16 protein-coding genes and 1 pseudogene are annotated in these 18,979 nt (G+C 71.2%); 8 read left to right on the forward strand and 9 right to left on the reverse strand.

Annotated features, from left to right (window positions below; all coding sequences use genetic code 11):
- Window positions 1-88: 88 nt before the first annotated feature.
- Together ACZ48Z_RS15540 and ACZ48Z_RS15545 are read right to left on the reverse strand one after the other, a co-directional pair.
- Window positions 89-1,213, reverse strand: a complete 1,125-nt coding sequence (locus ACZ48Z_RS15540; protein ID WP_468736360.1) for a DUF475 domain-containing protein — start codon at window positions 1,211-1,213, stop codon at window positions 89-91.
- 148 nt (window positions 1,214-1,361) lie between these two features.
- Complete coding sequence (locus tag ACZ48Z_RS15545) at window positions 1,362-3,089, reverse strand: PP2C family protein-serine/threonine phosphatase (RefSeq protein ID WP_468736361.1); 1,728 nt, start codon at window positions 3,087-3,089, stop codon at window positions 1,362-1,364.
- Between the two features lie 435 nt (window positions 3,090-3,524).
- Between ACZ48Z_RS15545 and ACZ48Z_RS15550 the strand changes: the two genes are divergently transcribed.
- Entirely contained in the window at window positions 3,525-4,136 is a 612-nt protein-coding gene (locus ACZ48Z_RS15550) for a hypothetical protein (RefSeq protein ID WP_468736362.1), read from the forward strand.
- A 59-nt stretch (window positions 4,137-4,195) separates the two neighbouring features.
- On the opposite strand, the gene ACZ48Z_RS15555 is transcribed toward ACZ48Z_RS15550, so the two are convergent.
- The 5 genes from ACZ48Z_RS15555 to ACZ48Z_RS15575 all read right to left on the reverse strand — a co-directional run bounded on the left by ACZ48Z_RS15555 (window position 4,196) and on the right by ACZ48Z_RS15575 (window position 9,259).
- Window positions 4,196-4,624 (reverse strand): hypothetical protein, encoded by a 429-nt coding sequence (locus ACZ48Z_RS15555; protein ID WP_468736363.1) that lies wholly within the window; start codon window positions 4,622-4,624, stop codon window positions 4,196-4,198.
- Window positions 4,625-4,732: 108 nt separating this feature from the next.
- Entirely contained in the window at window positions 4,733-5,506 is a 774-nt protein-coding gene (locus tag ACZ48Z_RS15560; RefSeq protein WP_468736624.1) for a chitosanase, read from the reverse strand.
- Between the two features lie 430 nt (window positions 5,507-5,936).
- Window positions 5,937-6,383 carry a response regulator gene (locus ACZ48Z_RS15565; RefSeq protein WP_468736364.1) on the reverse strand — a complete coding sequence of 149 codons (447 nt, stop codon included), beginning with the start codon at window positions 6,381-6,383 and terminating at the stop codon, window positions 5,937-5,939.
- Window positions 6,380-7,999 carry a sensor histidine kinase gene (locus ACZ48Z_RS15570; RefSeq protein WP_468736365.1) on the reverse strand — a complete coding sequence of 540 codons (1,620 nt, stop codon included), beginning with the start codon at window positions 7,997-7,999 and terminating at the stop codon, window positions 6,380-6,382. The genes ACZ48Z_RS15565 and ACZ48Z_RS15570 overlap by 4 nt, the downstream gene beginning before the upstream one ends.
- Before the next feature lie 39 nt (window positions 8,000-8,038).
- Entirely contained in the window at window positions 8,039-9,259 is a 1,221-nt protein-coding gene (locus ACZ48Z_RS15575) for a PP2C family protein-serine/threonine phosphatase (protein WP_468736366.1), read from the reverse strand.
- Between the two features lie 565 nt (window positions 9,260-9,824).
- Between ACZ48Z_RS15575 and ACZ48Z_RS15580 the strand changes: the two genes are divergently transcribed.
- Complete coding sequence (locus ACZ48Z_RS15580) at window positions 9,825-10,142, forward strand: hypothetical protein (RefSeq protein WP_468736367.1); 318 nt, start codon at window positions 9,825-9,827, stop codon at window positions 10,140-10,142.
- A 200-nt stretch (window positions 10,143-10,342) separates the two neighbouring features.
- Window positions 10,343-11,251 (forward strand): glycoside hydrolase family 16 protein, encoded by a 909-nt coding sequence (locus ACZ48Z_RS15585; protein ID WP_468736368.1) that lies wholly within the window; start codon window positions 10,343-10,345, stop codon window positions 11,249-11,251.
- Between the two features lie 79 nt (window positions 11,252-11,330).
- Here the strand turns inward: ACZ48Z_RS15585 and ACZ48Z_RS15590 are convergent, their stop codons facing one another.
- Window positions 11,331-12,350, reverse strand: coding sequence for an aldo/keto reductase (locus ACZ48Z_RS15590; RefSeq protein ID WP_468736369.1), 1,020 nt, complete (start codon window positions 12,348-12,350; stop codon window positions 11,331-11,333).
- A gap of 184 nt (window positions 12,351-12,534) precedes the next feature.
- Here ACZ48Z_RS15590 and ACZ48Z_RS15595 point away from each other — a divergent pair, with 184 nt between their 5' ends.
- A complete protein-coding gene (locus ACZ48Z_RS15595) occupies window positions 12,535-13,122 on the forward strand; it encodes a TetR/AcrR family transcriptional regulator (RefSeq protein ID WP_468736370.1) in 588 nt (195 codons plus the stop codon).
- Window positions 13,123-13,262: 140 nt separating this feature from the next.
- Here the strand turns inward: ACZ48Z_RS15595 and ACZ48Z_RS15600 are convergent, their stop codons facing one another.
- On the reverse strand, window positions 13,263-15,746 hold the full coding sequence (locus tag ACZ48Z_RS15600; protein ID WP_468736371.1) for an ATP-binding protein: 2,484 nt from the start codon (window positions 15,744-15,746) through the stop codon (window positions 13,263-13,265).
- Between the two features lie 187 nt (window positions 15,747-15,933).
- Between ACZ48Z_RS15600 and ACZ48Z_RS15605 the strand changes: the two genes are divergently transcribed.
- The 4 genes and pseudogenes from ACZ48Z_RS15605 to ACZ48Z_RS15620 form a co-directional block, all read left to right on the forward strand.
- A complete protein-coding gene (locus tag ACZ48Z_RS15605; protein ID WP_468736372.1) occupies window positions 15,934-16,389 on the forward strand; it encodes a carboxymuconolactone decarboxylase family protein in 456 nt (151 codons plus the stop codon).
- Between the two features lie 127 nt (window positions 16,390-16,516).
- On the forward strand, window positions 16,517-16,996 hold the full coding sequence (locus ACZ48Z_RS15610) for an iron chaperone (protein ID WP_468736373.1): 480 nt from the start codon (window positions 16,517-16,519) through the stop codon (window positions 16,994-16,996).
- 35 nt (window positions 16,997-17,031) lie between these two features.
- On the forward strand, window positions 17,032-17,958 hold the full coding sequence (locus ACZ48Z_RS15615; protein ID WP_468736374.1) for a PfkB family carbohydrate kinase: 927 nt from the start codon (window positions 17,032-17,034) through the stop codon (window positions 17,956-17,958).
- A gap of 122 nt (window positions 17,959-18,080) precedes the next feature.
- A pseudogene (locus ACZ48Z_RS15620) lies at window positions 18,081-18,979 on the forward strand (hypothetical protein); the annotation flags it as partial.

The following is an 18,979-nucleotide window of genomic DNA, read 5'->3' on the forward strand; positions in this document are numbered from 1 at the left end:
CTTCATGCACCGTCGAATGCCCCGGCCCGCCACAGTCATGACAGCCGTGACGGGCTTCCTGCCGGCCCACAGGGCCCGCTTCTCGGCCCTACGGGACCGGGACCGACTCGGACGCCCCTTTCGCGTCCTCGGCGGCCGCGAGAGCCTTGTTGCGGCGCACGGACGACCAGAAGGACCAGCCGATCAGGATGACACCGACGAGGCCGGTGATGATCTCGTTGATCTCGTACTGGATGGTCACCATGAGGATCACCGCGAGCGCGCCGATCGCGTAGTGCGCGCCGTGCTCAAGGTAGACGTAGTCGTCGAGGGTGCCCTGGCGGACCAGGTACACGGTCAGCGACCGCACGTACATCGCGCCGATGCCCAGACCCAGGGCCATCAGGACGATGTCGTTGGTGATCGCGAACGCGCCGATCACACCGTCGAAGGAGAACGAGGCGTCCAGCACCTCCAGGTACAGGAACATGAAGAACGCGGCCTGGCCGGCCAGCTTGACCCCCGAAGCCTGCCCGCCGGAGCGTTCGGCCTCCTGCTCGCGTTCCTCCTCCTCGTCGAGCCGTCCCTCGAAGTAGCCGGAGAGACCGCCGACCACCAGATAGGTGATCAGACCCGCGACACCCGAGATCAGGACGGTCTGTGCCTTGTCGACGTGTGCGCCGCCGTGCTGGTGGGCGTGGGTCGCGAAGGTGAACGCGGTGATCAGCAGGACGACGAGCGCGATGCACACCGACAGCATGTCGACCTTGCCGAGCTTGGCCAGCGGCCGCTCGATCCAGCGCAGCCACTGGATGTCCCGGTCCTCGAAGATGAAGTCCAGGAAGATCATCAGCAGGAACATGCCACCGAACGCGGCGATCGCCGGGTGCGCGTCGGTCACCAGTTCCTGGTAACGGTGCTTGTCGGTCACGGCCAGCTGGACCGCGTCGTAGGGGTTGAGTTTCGCGGTGATCGCGACGATCACGACGGGGAAGACCAGCCGCATGCCGAAGACGGCGATCAGGACACCGACGGTGAGGAAGATCTTCTGCCAGAAGGTGTTCATCTTCTTCAGGACTCCGGCGTTGACCACCGCGTTGTCGAACGACAGGGAGATCTCCAGCACGGCCAGGATCGCCACGATTCCGAACGCGGCCCAGCCGTCGTACAGCACTGCTGCTGCCAGGCCGAGCGCGGTGATCGCGAACGCCCAGCGGAAGGTCTTCAGAATCACTGGCACCAAGTCCTGTTGTCGAGCGTGGCTGGGGAGGGCTCAAGCGGCCCACGGCGTCACGGGCGTTGTCTATCACGGTTGCCGGTCTCCGAAGTGACGCAGGGTGCCGACGCGGGCGTACGGTCGCGGGCCCGGACCGGCGTCCCGGTCACGTCGCGCCGGGTACCCGCACGGCGAGAAGGGCGACGTCGTCGTCGTTGGCGGCCTGCCTTACCCGGCGCAGCAACTGGTCGGTGAGGGATGCCAGGGGCCGGTGGGCGAGGGCGGCCGCGTGTCTGAGCAGGCGTTGCAGGCCTTCGTCGAGGGTGTGGCCGGGTGCCTCGATCAGACCGTCGGTGTACAGCAGCAGGGTGGATCCGGGCGGCAGCATTGCGGTCGCGTCGGTGCGCGGGGTGCGGACTCCGGTTCCCAGGAGGATGCCGTGGCCGTCGGTCAGGTAGTGGGCCAGTCCGTCGTGGCTGACCAGCAGCGGCGGCGGGTGACCGGCGTTCGTCCAGGTCAGTTCCCAGTGGTTGTCGTCCCGCTCCTCGACGCGGGCGAAGATCGTGGTGGCCATGGTGACGTCGGTGACGTGCATCACCGCCTCGTCGAGCCGCTCGACGATCAGACTCGGCGGTTCCTTGTGGGCCCAGGCATAGGCGCGCAGCATGTTGCGCAGCTGGGCCATGCCGGCCGCGGCCTCCAGGTCGTGGCCCACGACGTCTCCGACCGCCAGCGCGGTGGCGCCGTCGGACAGGGAGAAGGCGTCGTACCAGTCACCGCCGACCTGTGAGGCGTCGGGGGCGGGCAGATAGCGGGCCGTCATCTGCAGTCCGGGCACGCGTGGCATCTGGGGCAGCAGATGGTTCTGCATGGTCTCGGCGACCTTGCGCTGCCGCTGGTAGAGGCGCGCGTTGTCCAGTGCCAGCCCGGCCCGGCGGGCGATGTCCTCGATGAGGGGCAGGTCGTCGGGGGTGAAGTCCACCGGTTCCTTGGCGCGGCCCAGCGTCAGCGCTCCCAGGACTTCGCGGGTGCTGCGGATGGGAGCGATGGCGGCGGAGCGGATGCCGGTGGCCTCGAACAGCCGGCGTTGCTCGACCGCGATGCCGGAATCCGGTTCGGGCTGGTAGGTCTGCGGGCCGGCCAGGGCGGAGGCGACCCCGCGCAGGGCCCTGGACAGGGGCATCGGCGAGTCCTCGGGGATGGGCGGCATCGGCCCCTGCAGGTCCTCGTGGTGCACCACGGTGTCGCCCTCCGCGTGGACGACGGCGGTACGCCACACCTCGTCCCGCTCGCTGATCAGGTCGATGACGGCCCAGTCCGCCAGCCGGGGCACCACCAGGGCCACCAGCCGGCGCAGCGCCTCCTCGACGTCGAGCGTGGACGTCAGCCGGGTGGTGGTCTCGGCGAGCAGCGCCAGCCGTTCGAGCTCCGTCAGGGTCCCTGCCGTCACCGCCCCGGTCTCCTCCGGCCGGCCGGTCTGAGGCGGTCGCTGTGCGTGGACGAGCACGAGGGTGCCGCTGTCCTGGCCGCCGACGTCGTACGGGGTGATCAGCCACGCGACCGGCAGCAGTGTGCCGTCCCCGCGCTCGAAGTACTCCCCCTCGCCCTGGGCGGTGCGTCCGGCGTGGAAGGGCCGCCGCATGCCGCACCGGCTCCTCGACAGAGGGTGGCCGTGGGCGTCGCGGTGCAGCAGGTCGTGCGCGTCCCGGCCCAGAAGGCTTTCGGCGGGCCTGGCCAGCAACTGTTCGGTGAGGGCGTTGGCGGCGACGATGCGGCCCTCCTCGTCCACGACGTACGCAGCGGTCCCGACGGCTTCCAGCGCCCTGGTCAGCCCCGTGGCGGGTGTCGCCGGGGAACCTTCCCCGACGTTCCCCGTGTCCTCCGGCCCTGCCATGTCTTCCTCTCCTCGCTGGTCAGCCGCGGTCCCTGGCGGTATGCGGCACCTTCGTTCGGTGGTTCTGTCCTGTTCGGGTGCCCCGACAGCGGTGAAACGAGCCTCGCCCTCGCACGCGTCCACGAAACCGGATCGTCACCGCCGGGATTCCCGGTCCTGCCGGTGGCGCACCTGCGCCACTCGCCCAGCCGGGTGTGTCGTCGCAGTCCTCCTGTGGGAGAGGGAACCACGGCATCCTCCGGCGCGCCCCCCGGCGCTTCCGTGCGCTGGGGGCGCGTGGCTGAATTCCCTCTAATTGCACGGCACTTGGTCGCGCGCTGGGTATCCGTTCAGTGACGGGTGGACGCAGGCGACACGGGGAGGGCCGGGGCTGTGGCACGTCTGTGGCGGGCGTCCGGTCCTCTCCCGTCGCGCCGATCACGGAAACGGCACATCGTGCGCCGGCTGCGAGCCGAGGGGCTCTACGGGCCCAGGTTCCGTGACGTGCTGCCCGCCTTCGCCGGTCTGGGGGCGGTCGTGTGCGCGACGGTCGCCGTGCTCGCCGCGGGGTACCGCGCCGCCGGAGTCGTCGTCCCGGTCCTCGGGGCCGTACTGCTGGCTTCGGTCGTCCTGGCCGGCATCCGCCGCGGGCGCCCCGGCGCTCGACGCCGGCTCGGCTACTACACCGCGGACGAACTGCTCGATCTCGACACTCAGGGCCTCGCGCTGGCGGTGGCCCGGATGTTGCGCCGGGACGGGTGGCGGGTGCGGCTGGTGCCCGCACCGGACCGGCCGCGTCTGTGCGCCCGGGACGCGGTGGGCCGCAGGCTCCACGTCGCCTTCCGGCCGGTCGCGGAGCCCCTTCCCGACGAGGACCTGCCGCACCCCCACCCGCACCACGGGAACCAGGAAGCGCATCTGCGCCTGGTCGTCCATCGCGGCGCCTTCACGGCCCGCGACATCCGGTGGGCCCGGAGGGAGCGGACGATCCGCCTGCTCGACGGTTCCGCTCTTCGCCGCTGGGCGGCGGGCGCGCGTCTCAACGACCTGCTGTCACAGGGACAGTGACGGGCCGTCAGTACGCCCGTCCGCGACGCGGCGCCTCCGGGCCGCTCTCTCCTGCTCCGTCAGATCCGCCCGCTGGTCCAGCGGGTGATCGGACCGTGTGTGTGGCGTCCCGCACGGCGGCCCACCGCGTACGACGTCGCGCTCAGCACGGTGAGACCCGCACCGACACCCGCGGCGATGAGCTTGCGCTGGGCCACCACGGTCCAGGCCGTCTTGGCCACGGCCGCGGCCTGCCCGGAGGCGGCGACGACCGTCTGACGTCCGGCCTCGACGCTCTTGGCCGCACTGTGCGCGGCCTCGCTCGCGACCTTCGCGGTACGCTCCGTCGCCTTCATGCCCGCTGACGCGACGTCGTCCGTCTTCGTGGCCGCCGCGTCCGCCGCCTTGGACGCCGGGGCGGTGGCCTTGGCCGTGGTGCGCCGGGCCTTGGACGCAGCGCCCCGCGCGGAATCTTGGTTCGTCTGCTCGTTCGATTCACTCATGGACATCGCGTAACCGCTCGCTTCGACGGCAAACGCTTCGTCGGATGCGTTTTCGCGCTGTCACGGCGGCACGGCGAGGGATGAGGCCCCCTCGCCGTGCCGCTTCCTTCCCGGTCAGCCGATGTGGTAGCTGTCCCCGTAGACCTTCCAGTCCAGCGGCGGGTTCAGGTCGAAGTTGCCCTTGCGCAGGAAGACGCGCTGGGCGGTGTCGACGCGGCTGGTGTCGCTGTGTGCCTCCTCCTGCTTCATGGCCCACACCCGGGCGTCGAGGAAGGCGTTCAGGTACGTCGTCTCGTCACCGCCCTGGGCCGGGGGCTTGGCCTGGCGCAGGGCGCGTCGGCGGATGCTGCTGAAGCTGGTCGCGTCGCCGCCGTCGCCGTGCATGACGATGGCGTCGTAGTAGGCGAACTGGCCGAGTGCGCGCACTCCGTCCGCCTTGCCCTGCTTGACGGCGGGGTTGAAGTAGACGCGGTCGCGTTCGTCGTTCTGCGCCTGCTGGAACGCCGCGTCCCGCGCGGCCTTGCGCCAGTCCTCGGTGAAGTGCGGGTCGAGGCCGTCGTGCGAGTCGGTGCCGTCGACCCGGCGCAGCGCCGGAAGGTACTTGGCGAGGACGTTGCCGGGCTTGCGGTTGGCGTACAGCTCGACGAGGTCGAGCATGTCTCCGGTGCCGGAGCAGAAACCGATGATGCCGGCGGTGTAGCCGCGTCCGTCGCCTATGTCCTCGATGTACTGGTACTGCGCCTTCCAGTCGAGCGAGGAGTTCTCCGCGCTCGACACCAGCTTCATGGCGATCTCCTTCTTCGCGGGGTCGTCGAGGCCCGGTGCGGCCGCGGACGCCGCTGCGGCGAGCGGAGCGCCGACCACGCCGACGCAGGTCACCGCGCCCATCAGCGCGAGGACGGTACGGCGGGAGGGGTGGGCGGCCGGGCGCACTGTGTCAGGTTCCACGGGGGCTCCAAGTGGGAGTGGGGGGTGGGGAGTTGGTCCAGACCTGATTGTTAGGAACGTTTCCTACCAGTGCGCGGAGCGATCAGTAACCCACCAAGCGGAAAGTTCGTAGGTTCGAACAAAAGAGTTTCAACAACACTGGAGTTCGACTGACTGGCTCCAGTCGTGCCCGCTGGACACCCGGCCGGGTCGCGGAGCGCGGGCCTACGTGCGTGTGCGCGGGCGAGGCGGCGGCCTCCGGCCGCGCGGGGCAGGTGTCACCGGCGGCCGGATCGCGGCTGTTCCGTCCGCCGACGCGGACGGGGTCCCGGGCCGCCGCCGGTCTCGGCGGGGCCCGGTTTCCTCCTGCCCGTCGGATCGGGCAGCGACGTCAGAAGTGACGTGGCAGGCGGACGACCTGGACGAAGAAGTCGTCGATCTGGCGGACCGCGGCAATGAACTGGTCCAGGTCGACCGGCTTGGTGACATACGCGTTGGCGTGGAGCCGGTAGCTGCGCAGGATGTCCTCCTCCGCCGCGGAGGTGGTGAGGACGACGACGGGGATGTGGGACAGCTCCGGGTCGGACTTGATCTTCTCCAGGACCTGACGGCCGTCGTACTTGGGGAGGTTGAGGTCGAGCAGGATGAGATCGGGCTCCGGCGCGTCGGTGTGCTCGCCGCGCCGGTAGAGGAAGTCCAGTGCCTCCTCGCCGTCCCGCACCACGTGGAGCGTGTTGCCGATCTTGTTGTCCTCGAACGCCTCCCGGGTCATCAGCTCGTCGCCGGGGTCGTCCTCGACGAGGAGCACGTCGATGGGGCTGGCGCCTGGGGTGGTCATGTAAGAACCTTCTCCTCGGTGCCGATACCGGACGCCTCCGGGGTCTCGGCGAGGGACGGGAGGGTGAAGCAGAGGCGCGTGCCGTCCGTGTGAGCGGTGTCGATCCAGATCCTGCCACCGTGCTGTTCCACGATCTTCTTGCACAGCGCCAGGCCGATGCCGGTGCCGCCGTAGTCGTCCCGGCTGTGCAGCCGCTGGAAGATGACGAAGACCTTCTCCGTGAACTGCTCGGGAATGCCGATGCCGTTGTCCGTGACGGTCAGGAGCAGACTGTCGGTCTCGTCGGGGTCCGGGGCCGGGCCGCAGGTGATGGACACATGCGAAGTGCGGTCGGGGTGACGGAACTTGAGGGCGTTGCCGATCAGGTTCTGCCAGAGCATGGCCAGCAGGGTGGGGTCCCCGACGATCTCGGGCAGGTGCTCGGGGCGTTCGACACGGGCGCCGGACTCCTCGACGGCCGTCCCGAGGTTGACCAGCGCCTTGTCCAGCGCCTGGTCGAGACCCACGGACACCCGGGCGTCGTTGACGCGTCCGACCCGGGAGAAGGTCAGCAGGTCGTTGATGAGGACCTGCATACGGCGGGCCCCGTCGACGGCGAAGTCGACGTACTGCCGTCCCCGCTCGTCCAGGAGGTCGCCGTAGCGCTTCTCCAGCAGCTGGCAGAAGGAGGCGACCTTGCGCAGCGGCTCCTGCAGATCGTGGGAGGCGACGTAGGCGAACTGCTCGAGTTCGGCGTTGGACCGGCGCAGCTCCACGGCCTGGGCGTCCAGGTCGGCGGCCTGCCGGGTCAGTTCCTCCTCCTGCTCCTGCGAGGCGCGCAGATCGGCCACGACCCGCTTGCGCATGCCTTCGACGTCGCGGGCCACGGCGATCAGATCGGCCGGACCGTCACCGGTGATGACGTACGCGAAGTCGCCGCCCGCCACCCGCCTGGACGCAGTACGCAGCGCCTCCAGGGGACGCGTCACCAGGATCCGGACCAGGACGGCACAGGCGACGCCGGCGAGCAGGAACACGGCCACCATGCCGCCCAGGACCGAGTTGCGGACCGTGCGTTCGTGGGCGAGGTGGGAGCGGCCGTCCTGCACCGCCTTCGCCAGGTCCGCGTTCTGCGTGCTCCACAGGCTGCGCAGCCTGTCGAACTCCTTCTTGCCCTGATCGGCCTTCCGCTGGTCGAGCGGCTCGGGCGCGCCCGGGGTGACCGAGACCGCGAGGGGTTCGGCGTAGGTGCGGCGCCAGACGGACGCCTGGCTTTCGATCGCCTTGAGGTCTGCCAGCAGTTCGGGCCGGTCACCGATGTACGCGCGCAGCCGGTCGGCCGACGCGGCCTCGCTCCGCTTGCCCTGGGTGTACGGGTCGAGGAACTGCCGGTCGGCGGTGATCGCGTAGCCGCGGATGCCCGTCTCCTGGTTGACCAGCGCCGCCTGCAGCCGGTACGCCTCGGTCTGGGCGGGCTGGACGCGCAGCAGAAGCCGGTCGCTCACCTCTGCCGTCCGGCCCAGCAGGCTCGCGCCGACCACACTGCCGACCACCACGAGCAGCGTCATGGCCGCCAACACCAGATAGAACCAGCCCTGCACCGTCAGTCGACGCCCGATCGACGCCGTGCCCGACATGTGCCTCACCCTGTGCTCCGACACCACACTCCCGCTCGCTCAGTTCCAGTTCAGATGGATGACGGCCACATCGTCGGCCAGGCCGCCCCGGGCCTCGGCCAGGCTCTCGGCCTTCTCGATCAGCCGGTCCACGAAAGCCTCCGGCTCCAGACCGGACTGCTCTCGGGCGAGGGCCAGCAGCCCTTCCTCACCGAGGCGTTCCGGGCCCCGGCTCACATGCCCCTCGAACAGTCCGTCCGTGAAGAGCACCACCGACGTCCCCGTCGGCACCGGCAGCTCCGCCGTCGGCCACCACGCGCCGCCGGGAACCATGCCGAGGGCCGGACCGCCGGGCACCTCCACCCACTCCACGCCCGTCCCGGTGCGGTGGAACAGGCCGTGGTGGCCGGCTCTCACGATGCGGGCCTGTTGCTCTCCCGGGACGGCGGCCAGACTCACCAGGGTGGCGAAGACCTCGTCACCGGCCCGTTCGGCCATCAGCAGCTCCTCCAGCCGGGCCATCTGCTCCGCGCCGGTGATTCCGCTGAGGACCAGGGTGCGCCAGGCGATCCGCAGGGCGACGCCGAGGGCCGCCTCGTCGGGGCCGTGCCCGGAGACGTCGCCGATGAGCGCGTGCAGGGTGCCGTCGGCGCTCTGCACGATGTCGTAGAAGTCGCCGCCCAGCAGCGTGTGCGCGCGGCCGGGCCGGTAGCGGGCCACGACCTGTACACCCTCGGCACGGAGCAGGGGGCGGGGCAGCAGTCCCCGCTCCAGGCGCGCGTTCTCCTGCGCCTGGAGCGCGCCGGCCTGGAGGGCCACCGACGCCTGTTCGGTCTGTTTGCGCTGGATCGCGTAGCGCACCGCACGCCCGAACAGTTCGGGCTCCACCCTGCCCTTGACCAGGTAGTCCTGTGCTCCGGTCGCGACGGCCGCGAGGCCGGTCTGTTCCTCGGCGAGTCCGGTGAGGACCACGATGGCGACCCGCTCGGCCTGTGCCTGAACCTGGGCGACCGCCTCCAGGCCGTGGGCGTCCGGCAGGTGCAGGTCGAGCAGGACGCAGTCGGGTGTCTCGGTGGCGAGCACCTCGGCGGCCTCGGTCATGGACCGCACCCATCTGAGCCGCATCTTCACCGCACCGTCGGCGACCAGCTCCTCGACGAGCATCGCGTCGCCGGGGTCGTCCTCCACGAGGAGAACCGACGGCTCCCAGTGCGCCCAGGCCGCGTCGACGCCGATGCCGGTCTCCGGCACCGACTCGGCCGCCCCAGTCCCTGAGATCACTACGGTCCCGTCCTCCCCATCCCATACATGTCGTCTGCCGTCGGAGATTGCCGGGGGCAAGGTCCGGAGTTCGGGCAGATTGACGATCCGGTCTTCATCAGTGCGCAGCGCGGCGGACACAGTGTCCGCCCGTGGGCGTCGGCCCCGTGCCGGGCCGGCGGTCCTCACCGCATGGCCGGTGTTCCGACGGGGGCCGGGGAGGCGGGCGGGCACCCTTGGGTGCCTCGGGCCGGACGGGTGGCCGGTGACCCCCCGGCGATGCGTTCCTCCTGTACGGCGGACCGGTCCAGGAAGAGCCGCGTCAGCTGCCTGACGTCGTGTGCGGGGTACCCCGCTCGCGGAGGTGTCGTGCCTGTGTCCGCCGTCACCGACGTCGTCATCGTCCGCCCATCCCAAGATTCCGGTTGTCCTGAGCGCGATTACCCCCGTCCGGCGTGCCCATGCAGGGAGGACTCCTTAAAACCGTCGCCCACACCACGTTTCCTCCACATCTGGAACCTTCCTCCCTCCCTCGATTCCGATCGCCCTCAGGGGGAACCGGACAGGACATCGGAAAGGAGTCTTCGTGACCACGTACGTCATCACCGTCCCCGGCACGTTCCTGCGAGCGGTCCCCGACAGCGTCCGCTCGGACATCGGGCGCAGGCTGCGGCCTCAGGACCCCAGGAACACGGAACTCGGAGAGAACGAGGAGCTGAGCCTGCTGAGCGTGGAGGAGGGCGGCATGTTCGCCGCCCGCGTCGAGGTCGAGGCCGCCGACCGGTTGCTGGCCGAGGCCGAAGCGGTACGGCTGGTGTCCCGGGCTCTGCGGGACAGCGGCCTGGCCGAGGACGAGGCGCCGTTGGGCGCGGCGGTCGTGACCGGCATCGACAGCGAGTTCTGAAGCGGACGGCGCGCTCCGGACGCGGTCGGCGACGCGGCCCGTCCGGTTCGCGGCATGTACGGGGGATGGCGCCCCCGGGTCGGACGGGCGAGGATGTTCCTTCGCGAAGCGCCATCCGCCCGGCGCGGTGCACGGCCTTTCCGGTGTCCCGCGCGGCAGGGGCGGACGACGTCGGCCGCCGGTCCTGAAGGAGCCCCGGAATGGGTTCACACGCAGCGCCGCACCACCACAGGCGATTTCTGGTGACGACCGCGAGTCTCCTGCTCGTGGGAGGCGGCCTTCTGGGCCTCCCCCGGGCCGACGCGGCACCGCCGTCGACCGACGCCTGCCACACCACCGCGGCCCGTCTGCCGCGCGGTGACTGCGGACCGTTCTGGCAGGTCCTCGCCGAGGACTTCAACGGCGACCGGGTGCCCCTGGGCTCCTTCAGCGACTGTGCCCACGACGTCGACACGTCCGCCGCCCACTGCGGTGGCCTGAAAGGGAAGTACCGCGACAACTGGTGGGCGTATCCGACCGGTTGGCCGGACACCGCCGAGAGCCGGGGGCGGGACGTGGTGGGGGTCTACCACCCGGAGGACACCGTGAGCGTCGGCCCCGCGCCGAACGGCGACGGAAGGATGTCCATCCGGATGTGGCGGCCCGCCGACGGGGGCCCCGTGCATGCCGCCGCGCTGGTGCCGCGTGCGGTGATGCAGATGAAGTACGGCAAGTACAGCGCACGGATCAAGGTCACGAAGCTCGCCCCCGGATACAAGTCCGCGTGGCTGCACTACGGCGGGGGCTGCGAGATGGACCACCCCGAAGGAGAGTGGACCGGCACCCTCAGCGCCTTTCACCATCCGTGCGGTGGCGGCGAGCAGGGCTACTTCCCGGGAAGCGACGACTGGACACAGTGGCACACCGTCTCCACTGAGTGGACACCGGGCAACGTCCGGTTCTTCGTCGACGGCCGCGAGACCGGTCACGACACCCGTGACGTTCCGGACGAGCCCCTTTCATGGGTACTGCAGAACGAAAGCGCTCTGGAGGGTCCCGGGGCCGCGCCCGGCAGCAGCGCCCAGCTCGACGTCACCTGGGTCGCGGCGTACGCGTACGACTGGAAGTGACCTGCGACTCGTCCGGTCGAGGGGCTTCGGCCAGAGGGCTCCCCGCGGTTCCGCCGCCGGGAAACCTGACTTGCGACGGTCAGCGTCGGCGCAGTGACGGGTCCAGGAGCGCGGGCGGGGTGTCGTGCTTCTCGTGCGCGGCCAGGTCCGTGCCGGGGGCGACGATCTCGTCGATCGCGTCGAGCACGTCCGAGGTCAGGACGGTGTCCGCTGCGGCGAGTTGGGCGTGCAGGTGGTCCGTCGTGCGAGGGCCGATCAGGGCGCTGGTCACACCGGGGTGTGCGGTCACGAAACCGAGTGCGAGCTGGATGAGGGTGAGGCCGGCCTCTTCGGCGATCCCTGCCAGTCGCTCCACGGCGTCGAGCCTGGCCCGGTTGGCGGGGAGGGCGGTGTCGAACCGTGCGGGCATCATCGCCGAGCGGTGGGTGGCGATGTCGCGGCCCTCACGGATCGCGCCCGACAGCCAGCCCGAGGCCAGCGGACTCCACACCAGCACGCCCAGGCCGTACTCCTGGGTGACCGGCAGGACGTGGGTCTCGATGCCGCGCTGGAGGACGGAGTAGCTGGGCTGTTCGGTGACGTAGCGGCTCAGATGGTGCTCGCGCGCTGCCCACTGGGCCTGCACGATGCGGTGGGCGGGGAAGGTGGAGGAGCCGAAGTACCGGATCTTTCCGGCACGTTGGAGGTCGGTCAGGACCGAGAGGGTCTCCTCGTCATCGGTGTTCGGGTCCCAGCGGTGGATCTGGTAGAGGTCGACGTGGTCGACTCCGAGGCGGCGCAGGCTGGCTTCCAGCGCGGTCACCAGCCAGCGGCGCGAACTGCCCTGATGGTTGCGCTCGGTGCCGATGGGCATCCCCGCCTTCGTGGCGAGGACGAGGTCGTCGCGGCGGCCGGCGATGGCCTTGCCGACCATCTCCTCCGACTCGCCGTCGCCGTACATGTCGGCCGTGTCGACGACGTTGACGCCGGCCTCCAGAGCGGCGTCGACGATCGCGGTGGCCTCGGCCTGCGTGGTGCTGCCGATCCTGCCGAAGTTCATGGCGCCGAGCGCGAGGGAGCTGACCTGTACACCGGTGCGGCCCAGGGTGCGGTACTGCATGGGGGCGTTCCTCCATAACGGGTGACGTCGTGCGGCATGCGCGACAGGCGTCGCACGGCACTGCACGGCATGGCTTGGTCGCCGAGGCCCCGCTCTGCCATCATGAGCAAACGGAACCTCGTTCCGGAAACAATACGGAACACCGTTCCGTTTTGGCAAGGTCGACGGCGGAGGAAGCGGCACGGTGAACGACAGCGACGACGGCACGGGGCGCGCGACTCCACGGCGCAAGGACGCCCGCCGCAACAAGGAGACCCTGCTCGACGCGGCCGCCGCCGTGTTCGTCACCAAGGGCGTGGAAGCGCCCGTGCGTGACATCGCCGCCGAGGCCGGTGTCGGACTCGGCACGATCTACCGCCACTTCCCGACCCGGGCGGACCTGATCATCGCCGTGTACCGCCACCAGGTCGACGCGTGCGCCGAGGCCGGGCCCGCCCTGCTGGAGAACAGCGCGACGGCGCACGCGGCACTGGAGCAGTGGATCAACCTCTTCGTCGACTTCCTGGTCACGAAGCACGGGCTGGCCGGAGTGCTCCAGTCGGACAACTCCGGCTTCGACACACTGCACGCGTACTTCCTCGACCGTCTCGTCCCCGTGTGCACGCGGCTCCTCGACGCCGCGGCCCGCGCCGGTGAGATCCACACGGGCATCGAGGCCATCGAGTTGATGCGCGGAGTCGGCAATCTCTGCATCGGGGCGGACAGCGACCCCGCATACGACCCGCGCCGACTGGTGAGGCTCCTCATCGCGGGCCTGCGGGTGCCGCAGTGACGCGCGGCGGGAGCGGGAGCCACTCCCCCGACGGCCGGTAGCTGCCCTACGCGGCGGGCGGGCTGCGGCGCCTCAGAGCAGTCGTACGGGCCGCCTGCCACACCGGGCCTTCGGTGACCGGGCCCTCGGCGCACCCGGGTTCAGGCGCCCGGTGCGGGCTCCGGCAGTACGGCCCGTCCGGCCGCCCGGTGTTCGGCCGCCGCGGTGGGGTCCGTCCCGTCGAGGACCGCCGCGATGCCCTCGTGGGCCAGGGCCTCGGCGTGCCGGTGGCCGAGCTTCGGGGCCAGCTCCAGGGCCTGGCGGTGCAGGCGCAGGGCACGCTCCGGCAGGCCCGCCAGACGGCAGGTCTCGCCGTAGGCGTGGAGGAAGTGGATCTTCCAGTGGTCCTCGAACAGTTCGTCAAGCAGGGCGAACGCCTGCTCGTGGGCGGCCAGGGCCTCCTCGTGACGGCCCATCCGGCGCAGGGCGACGCCGAGGCAGTTCAGACACCATGCCTCGTTGTGCTTGTGGCCGTCCTCGCGGGCCGACGCGAGCGCTCGGCGCAGGTGTGCGGCGGCCGCGTCGGGCTCCTCGTGGGCGAGGGCCACGCCCAGGGTGATCAGGGCCGGGAGCGCGGGCGGCCACGCTCCGTCGGCGTGCGGGACCTCCAGCGCCGTTCGGGCCAGCTGCGCCGCCTCCTCGCGGTGTCCCAGCTGGAGCAGTGCCCAGGCCTCGTACGCGGTCGCGTGGGCGGTGCCCATGGGGCAGTCGGCGTCCGCGTACAGCTTCCCCGCCAGCCGGAACAGTGTCAGCGGCTCCTCGACGTAGCCCTCGTCCCATCTCAAGTAGCCGCGCCGCATGGCCAGTTCGGCCTCCGCTCGCAGGTCCGTCGCCCGGGACACCAGGGGTGCCGCGGTCTCGTAGGCCGCGCGCGCCTCCGCCATGCGGCCGGCGTTGTAGCGGGCGTATCCCAAGTCGCTGTACGCCTCGGCCAGTTGCAGGGGATCACCCAGGCGTTGTGCAGCGGTGAGCGACCGTTCGAAGAGTCCGTTGAGCATCGTGGTGCCGCAGCGCCGGGCGAAGTAGGTCCGCATGAAGCGCGGCAGTTCGCACATGTGCCGGTCGGCCCCGGCGCTCTCCGCCGCTTCGAAGGCGGCCAGCAGGTTCAGGTACTCGGTGCCGAACCAGACGAGGGCGGTGATCTTGTCGGCGAAGCAGGGCAGTTCGGCCGCGGGGCGGGTCACGGAGGCCTCGCGGCTCAGCGACGGGAAGGGCATCGCGGCATCCGCGGCGGCGGCCGCGTGCACGTAGTAGTCGAGGACCCGGGTGAGGGCACGGTCCCGTTCGGCCTGGGAGTCGTGCTCCGTGGTGGCGCGGCGGGCGTGCTGGTGGACCAGGTCGTGGAGCCGGTAGCGGCCTGCCGCCGGCTGCTGGACGAGGTGCGCGTCCAGCAGGTCCTCCAGCATCGCGCGGGCGGTGCGCAGGGGTACGTCCGCCAGCGCGGCCGCCACGTGCTCGTCGAACGACGAGCCCGGCAGCAGCCCGAGCAGGCGGAACAGCCGGGCCGTGGCGCGGTCCAACTGACGTACGGACATGGCGAACGCGGTGTCGAACTCGCTCGGTCCCTCCGCCATCCGCTCGACGAGGATACCCACGGTCCAGCCCGGCCGGTGCCGCAGCCGGGCCGCGGCCAGCCGCAGGGCCAGCGGCAGGTGGCCGCACAGCCGCAGTACCTCGGCCGTGGACTCGGGGTCCCGGGCCAGGCGCCCTTGGGTGCCGTCGGTCTCGCCGCTGGCGCGGGCCAGCAGTTCGGCACTCTCCTGCTCGGTCAGGACGTCCAGCGACACCGGCGGGACCTCGTCCAGGCCGAGCAGCCGATTGCGGCTGGTGATCAGGGCGACAGAGGAACCGGCGCCGGGCAGCAGCGGGCGGACCTGGTCGGCGTCGGCGGCGTTGTCGAGGACCAGGACGGCTCGCCGGTGGGCGAGTTCGGACCGCCAGCAGGCGGACAGTTCCTCGACGCCGCCTTCCTGCGGGACCTTCTCGGAGGGCACGTCGAGGGCCGCGAGCAGGGTCCGCAGGGCGCGGTCGGCGTCGAGCGGTTGCCGGCCCTCGGTGAAGCCGTGCAGGTCCAGGTAGAGCTGGGCGTCGGGGTGGTCGGCGGCGAGCCGGTGTGCCGCGTGCACGGCGAGGCAGGTCTTGCCGACGCCCGCCATGCCGTCGAGGGCGATCACCCGGCTGCCGGTGATCCCGTCGAGCACGGCCGCGAGCTCGGCCTCGCGGCCGGTGAAGTCGGGCACGTCGCGCGGAAGGTCGTTGCGGGGCGGGCGCGGTGCTCCGGCGGGCGGCGAGGGCGGCTGGACCTGGCGGCTGGTTTTCGGCGGCGCCGGAAGGGGGTTGGCCGCCCGCTCCCACAGGGGGCGCAGGGGGCGGGGGTCGCGCTGGACGAGGCGGCACAGGGCGATGACGGCGGGCCAGGGAGCGACCGTACGGCCGCTGAGGTAGCGGGACAGCGACGACGAGCTGAGTCCGGCGTCCCGTGCGAGGGCCCGTACGCCCCGCTTGGACAGCTCCTGGAGGAGGCGGAGCCGGGCAGCCAGCTCCTCCTGTGGGTCGCCGCCCGCCGTGCTGTCGTACTCGGCCACTGTTCCCCGTCCCCCTGTCCCGGCCCGGCGGAATTCGTCCGGGGCGGATCGTGCCTGTTCAAAGCCGTTTCGGCTGTCCCACGGTGTCCCACGGCTGTCGTCCTGACAAGCCTTCCGGGCTGAGATGGCATCACGCCCCGCCGGAACAGCCCGAACGGGGCACAGCCCGACAGAGGAGAGATTCCTGATGCAGTCCCGTATGCAGAACCCCGCCGTCGTCCTGTCCGACGCGATGCAGCCCATCCAGCAGCTCTTCAAGGCCGTGCACTCCGGTGGGGTGGACGCCCAGACACTGGAGCTGGTGCATCTGCGGGTCAGCCAGATCAACGGGTGCAGCGCCTGTGTCGACGGCGGCGCCAAGACGGCCCGCAAGGCCGGTGTCAGCGACGAGCGGCTGGCCACGGCCGCCGTGTGGCGGGAGGCCCCCTACTTCACCGACGAGGAGCGGGCGGCGCTCGCGCTGGCCGAGGCCGCAACACGGCTGGCGGACCGTCCCGACGCGGTGAGCGACGAGGTCTGGGACACGGCCGCGACCTACTTCGACGAGAAGCAGCTGGCCGCGATCGTCCTGATGATCGGACTGACCAACCTGTTCAACCGGCTCAACGCCACGACCCGTCAGATCGCCGGTGCGTGGGGGTGAACGGCACCGACCCGGGCCGCGCACCCGTCACCGCGGCCCGGGATCATGCCCCATCGGCAGGACCCTGCCGCACCCCGACAGGCGCATGACGACGTAGCCGTCCATCCAATGAGCAGGAGGAACCGACATGAAGGACACCAAGGCGAGCACCGGACGTACGACCGCGGCCGTCGAGAGGGCCGGGACGTTCACGGACGAGGAGCGCGCCGCGATGAAGGAGCGCGCCCGGGAGGTCAAGGCGTCCGCGCGCCGCGGCTCGCGCGCCGACAAGGCGGCGCAGGACGAGGCAGCCGTGGTCGCGAAGATCGCCGAGATGGAGGATGCGGACCGGGTCATGGCCGAACGGATCCACTCGGTCGTGAGGGCGAGCGCCCCGGATCTGGCGCCGAAGCTCTGGTACGGAATGCCCGCGTACGCCAAGGATGGCAAGGTCGTCTGTTTCTTCCAGAGCGCGCAGAAGTTCGGCGCGCGGTACGCGACCTTGGGTTTCAACGACAAGGCCGAGCTCGATGAGGGCACCATGTGGCCGACCGCCTTCGCGCTCACGCGGCTGACCGCCGCCGACGAGGCGCGGATCGGTGAGCTCGTGAAGCGGGCGGCGGGCTGAGGCGCTGGGCTGGAAGCAGGAGGAGGTGTCAGCGGGTGGAGCCGACGAACGGCCGGCGTCCTGCGGGGCTGTTCGTCGGCCTGAGCACATTGGACGTCATCCAGCTCGTGGACCGGGTGCCGGGGTCCAACGAGAAACTGACGGCTCGTGAGCAGACCGTGGCGGCGGGCGGTCCGGCGGCGAACGCGGCCGTGACGTTCAGCCACCTGGGAGGCGCGGCCAGGCTGCTCACCGGGATCGGCTCCCACCCCCTGGGACTCGCGGTCGCGGCGGACCTGGCCCGGCAGGGCGTGGACGTGTCGGATCTCGCCGTCGATTCGGTCGAGCCTCCCGCGGTGTCGTCCATCCTGGTGACCGCGTCGAGCGGGGACCGTGCCGTCGCGTCGACCAACGCGACCGGGCACCGCCTCACACCACCCGCCGGTCTCGACGCGCTGGTGGCCGCCTGCGACATCGTCGAGTTCGACGGCCACCACATGGAACTGGCCTTGGCGACCGCCCGCGCCGCGCGGTCCGCGGGACGACGGACCGTCCTGGACGGCGGCAGCTGGAAGGCCGGTACGGAGAACCTGCTGCCGTCGGTCGAACTGGCCGTCTGCTCCGCCGACTTCCGGCCTCCCGGGACGAGTACACCGGCGGACACCCTGCGGTTTCTGCAGGAGCACGGAGTCGTCTGGTCGGCGGTCAGCCGGGGAGGCCGCTCCATCGTGTGGGCGGGACCCGACGGCGGAGGCACGGTCGACGTTCCCGCCGTCCGCGTGGCGGACACCCTGGCCGCGGGTGATGTGCTGCACGGGGCTCTCGCGCATCACCTCGCGGACCGGGGCCCGTTGACCTCGCCGCGCTTCGTCGAGGCCCTTGGGGACGCGGCAGCGGTGGCCTCGCGGGCGTGTGCCTCGTTCGGGACCCGGGCCTGGATGCGGGAGGGGCGACACAACGATCCGCAGCAGCCTCTGCACTGACACGTTGCAGCCTCCGCACTGACACATCCGATCTATCCCATCCCATTGACGGCCATGCCTCACTTGCCTAGGTTGCAACCCGGGATAGCTCCGATGATTCGATGAGCCCGCCTGGAGGCAACGTGCCCACCCCCTCCGCCCCCGATCCGTCCAGACGTACCGTTCTCGCCACCGGGACCGTCCTCGGCGGCACGCTCATGGCCCCGGGGACGGCCGCACAGGCGGCGGCGACCGATAGCACCGCAGTCGCCACCCAGGTCTCGGACCCCTGGCACACCGTCCTCGACGACGCCGATCTCGTCTGGCAGCGCATGCCGACGGCCTGGTACGAGGGCCCGTTCCTCGGCAACGGCTTCCTCGGTTCCGGGATCTACGCCGAGCCCGGCGCCACCACGACGGCCGTGCGCTTCAACATCCAGCACTCCGAAGTGCAGGACCACCGCCCCGAGTTCGGCTCCCTCTTCGGTCTGGCCCGGCTGCCGATCGGGCACTTCACGCTGGAACCTGTGGGTGCGATCACCGGCCTCGACTGGCGACTGTCACTGCGGGACGCCGAGTTGACCGGGACACTCACCACCGAGAAGGGCATCCTGGACCTGCGCGCCCTCGTCCACAACGACCGCTCGGTGCTCGCCGTGGAGGTGAGCGCGAGCGCGGGCGAACGCGACTTCCGCTGGGTGTTCCATCCGGCGGACGCGATCAGCCCGCGGGCCGCCTTCAAACCGCTGCCGGACGGCTACCGGGGCAACCCGCCCGCCCGGGTCGCCGACCACGACGGGATCACCGCGGCCGTGCAGCCCCTGCTGGCGGGCGGAGAGCACGTCACCGCGTGGCAGGACCGGACCAGGGGCCGGACCCGGACGCTGTACGTCCACGTGGCGCACTCGTACCCGAAGTCCACGGCCGTCGGCCGCGCCTGCGCGGGGGGGGGGGGGGGGGGGGGGGGGGGGGGGGGGGGGGGGGGGGGGGGGGAGGGGGGGGGGGGGGGGGGGGAGGAGAGGGGGGGGGGGGGGGAGGGGAA

The organism is Streptomyces sp. NPDC031225, from assembly GCF_055570355.1.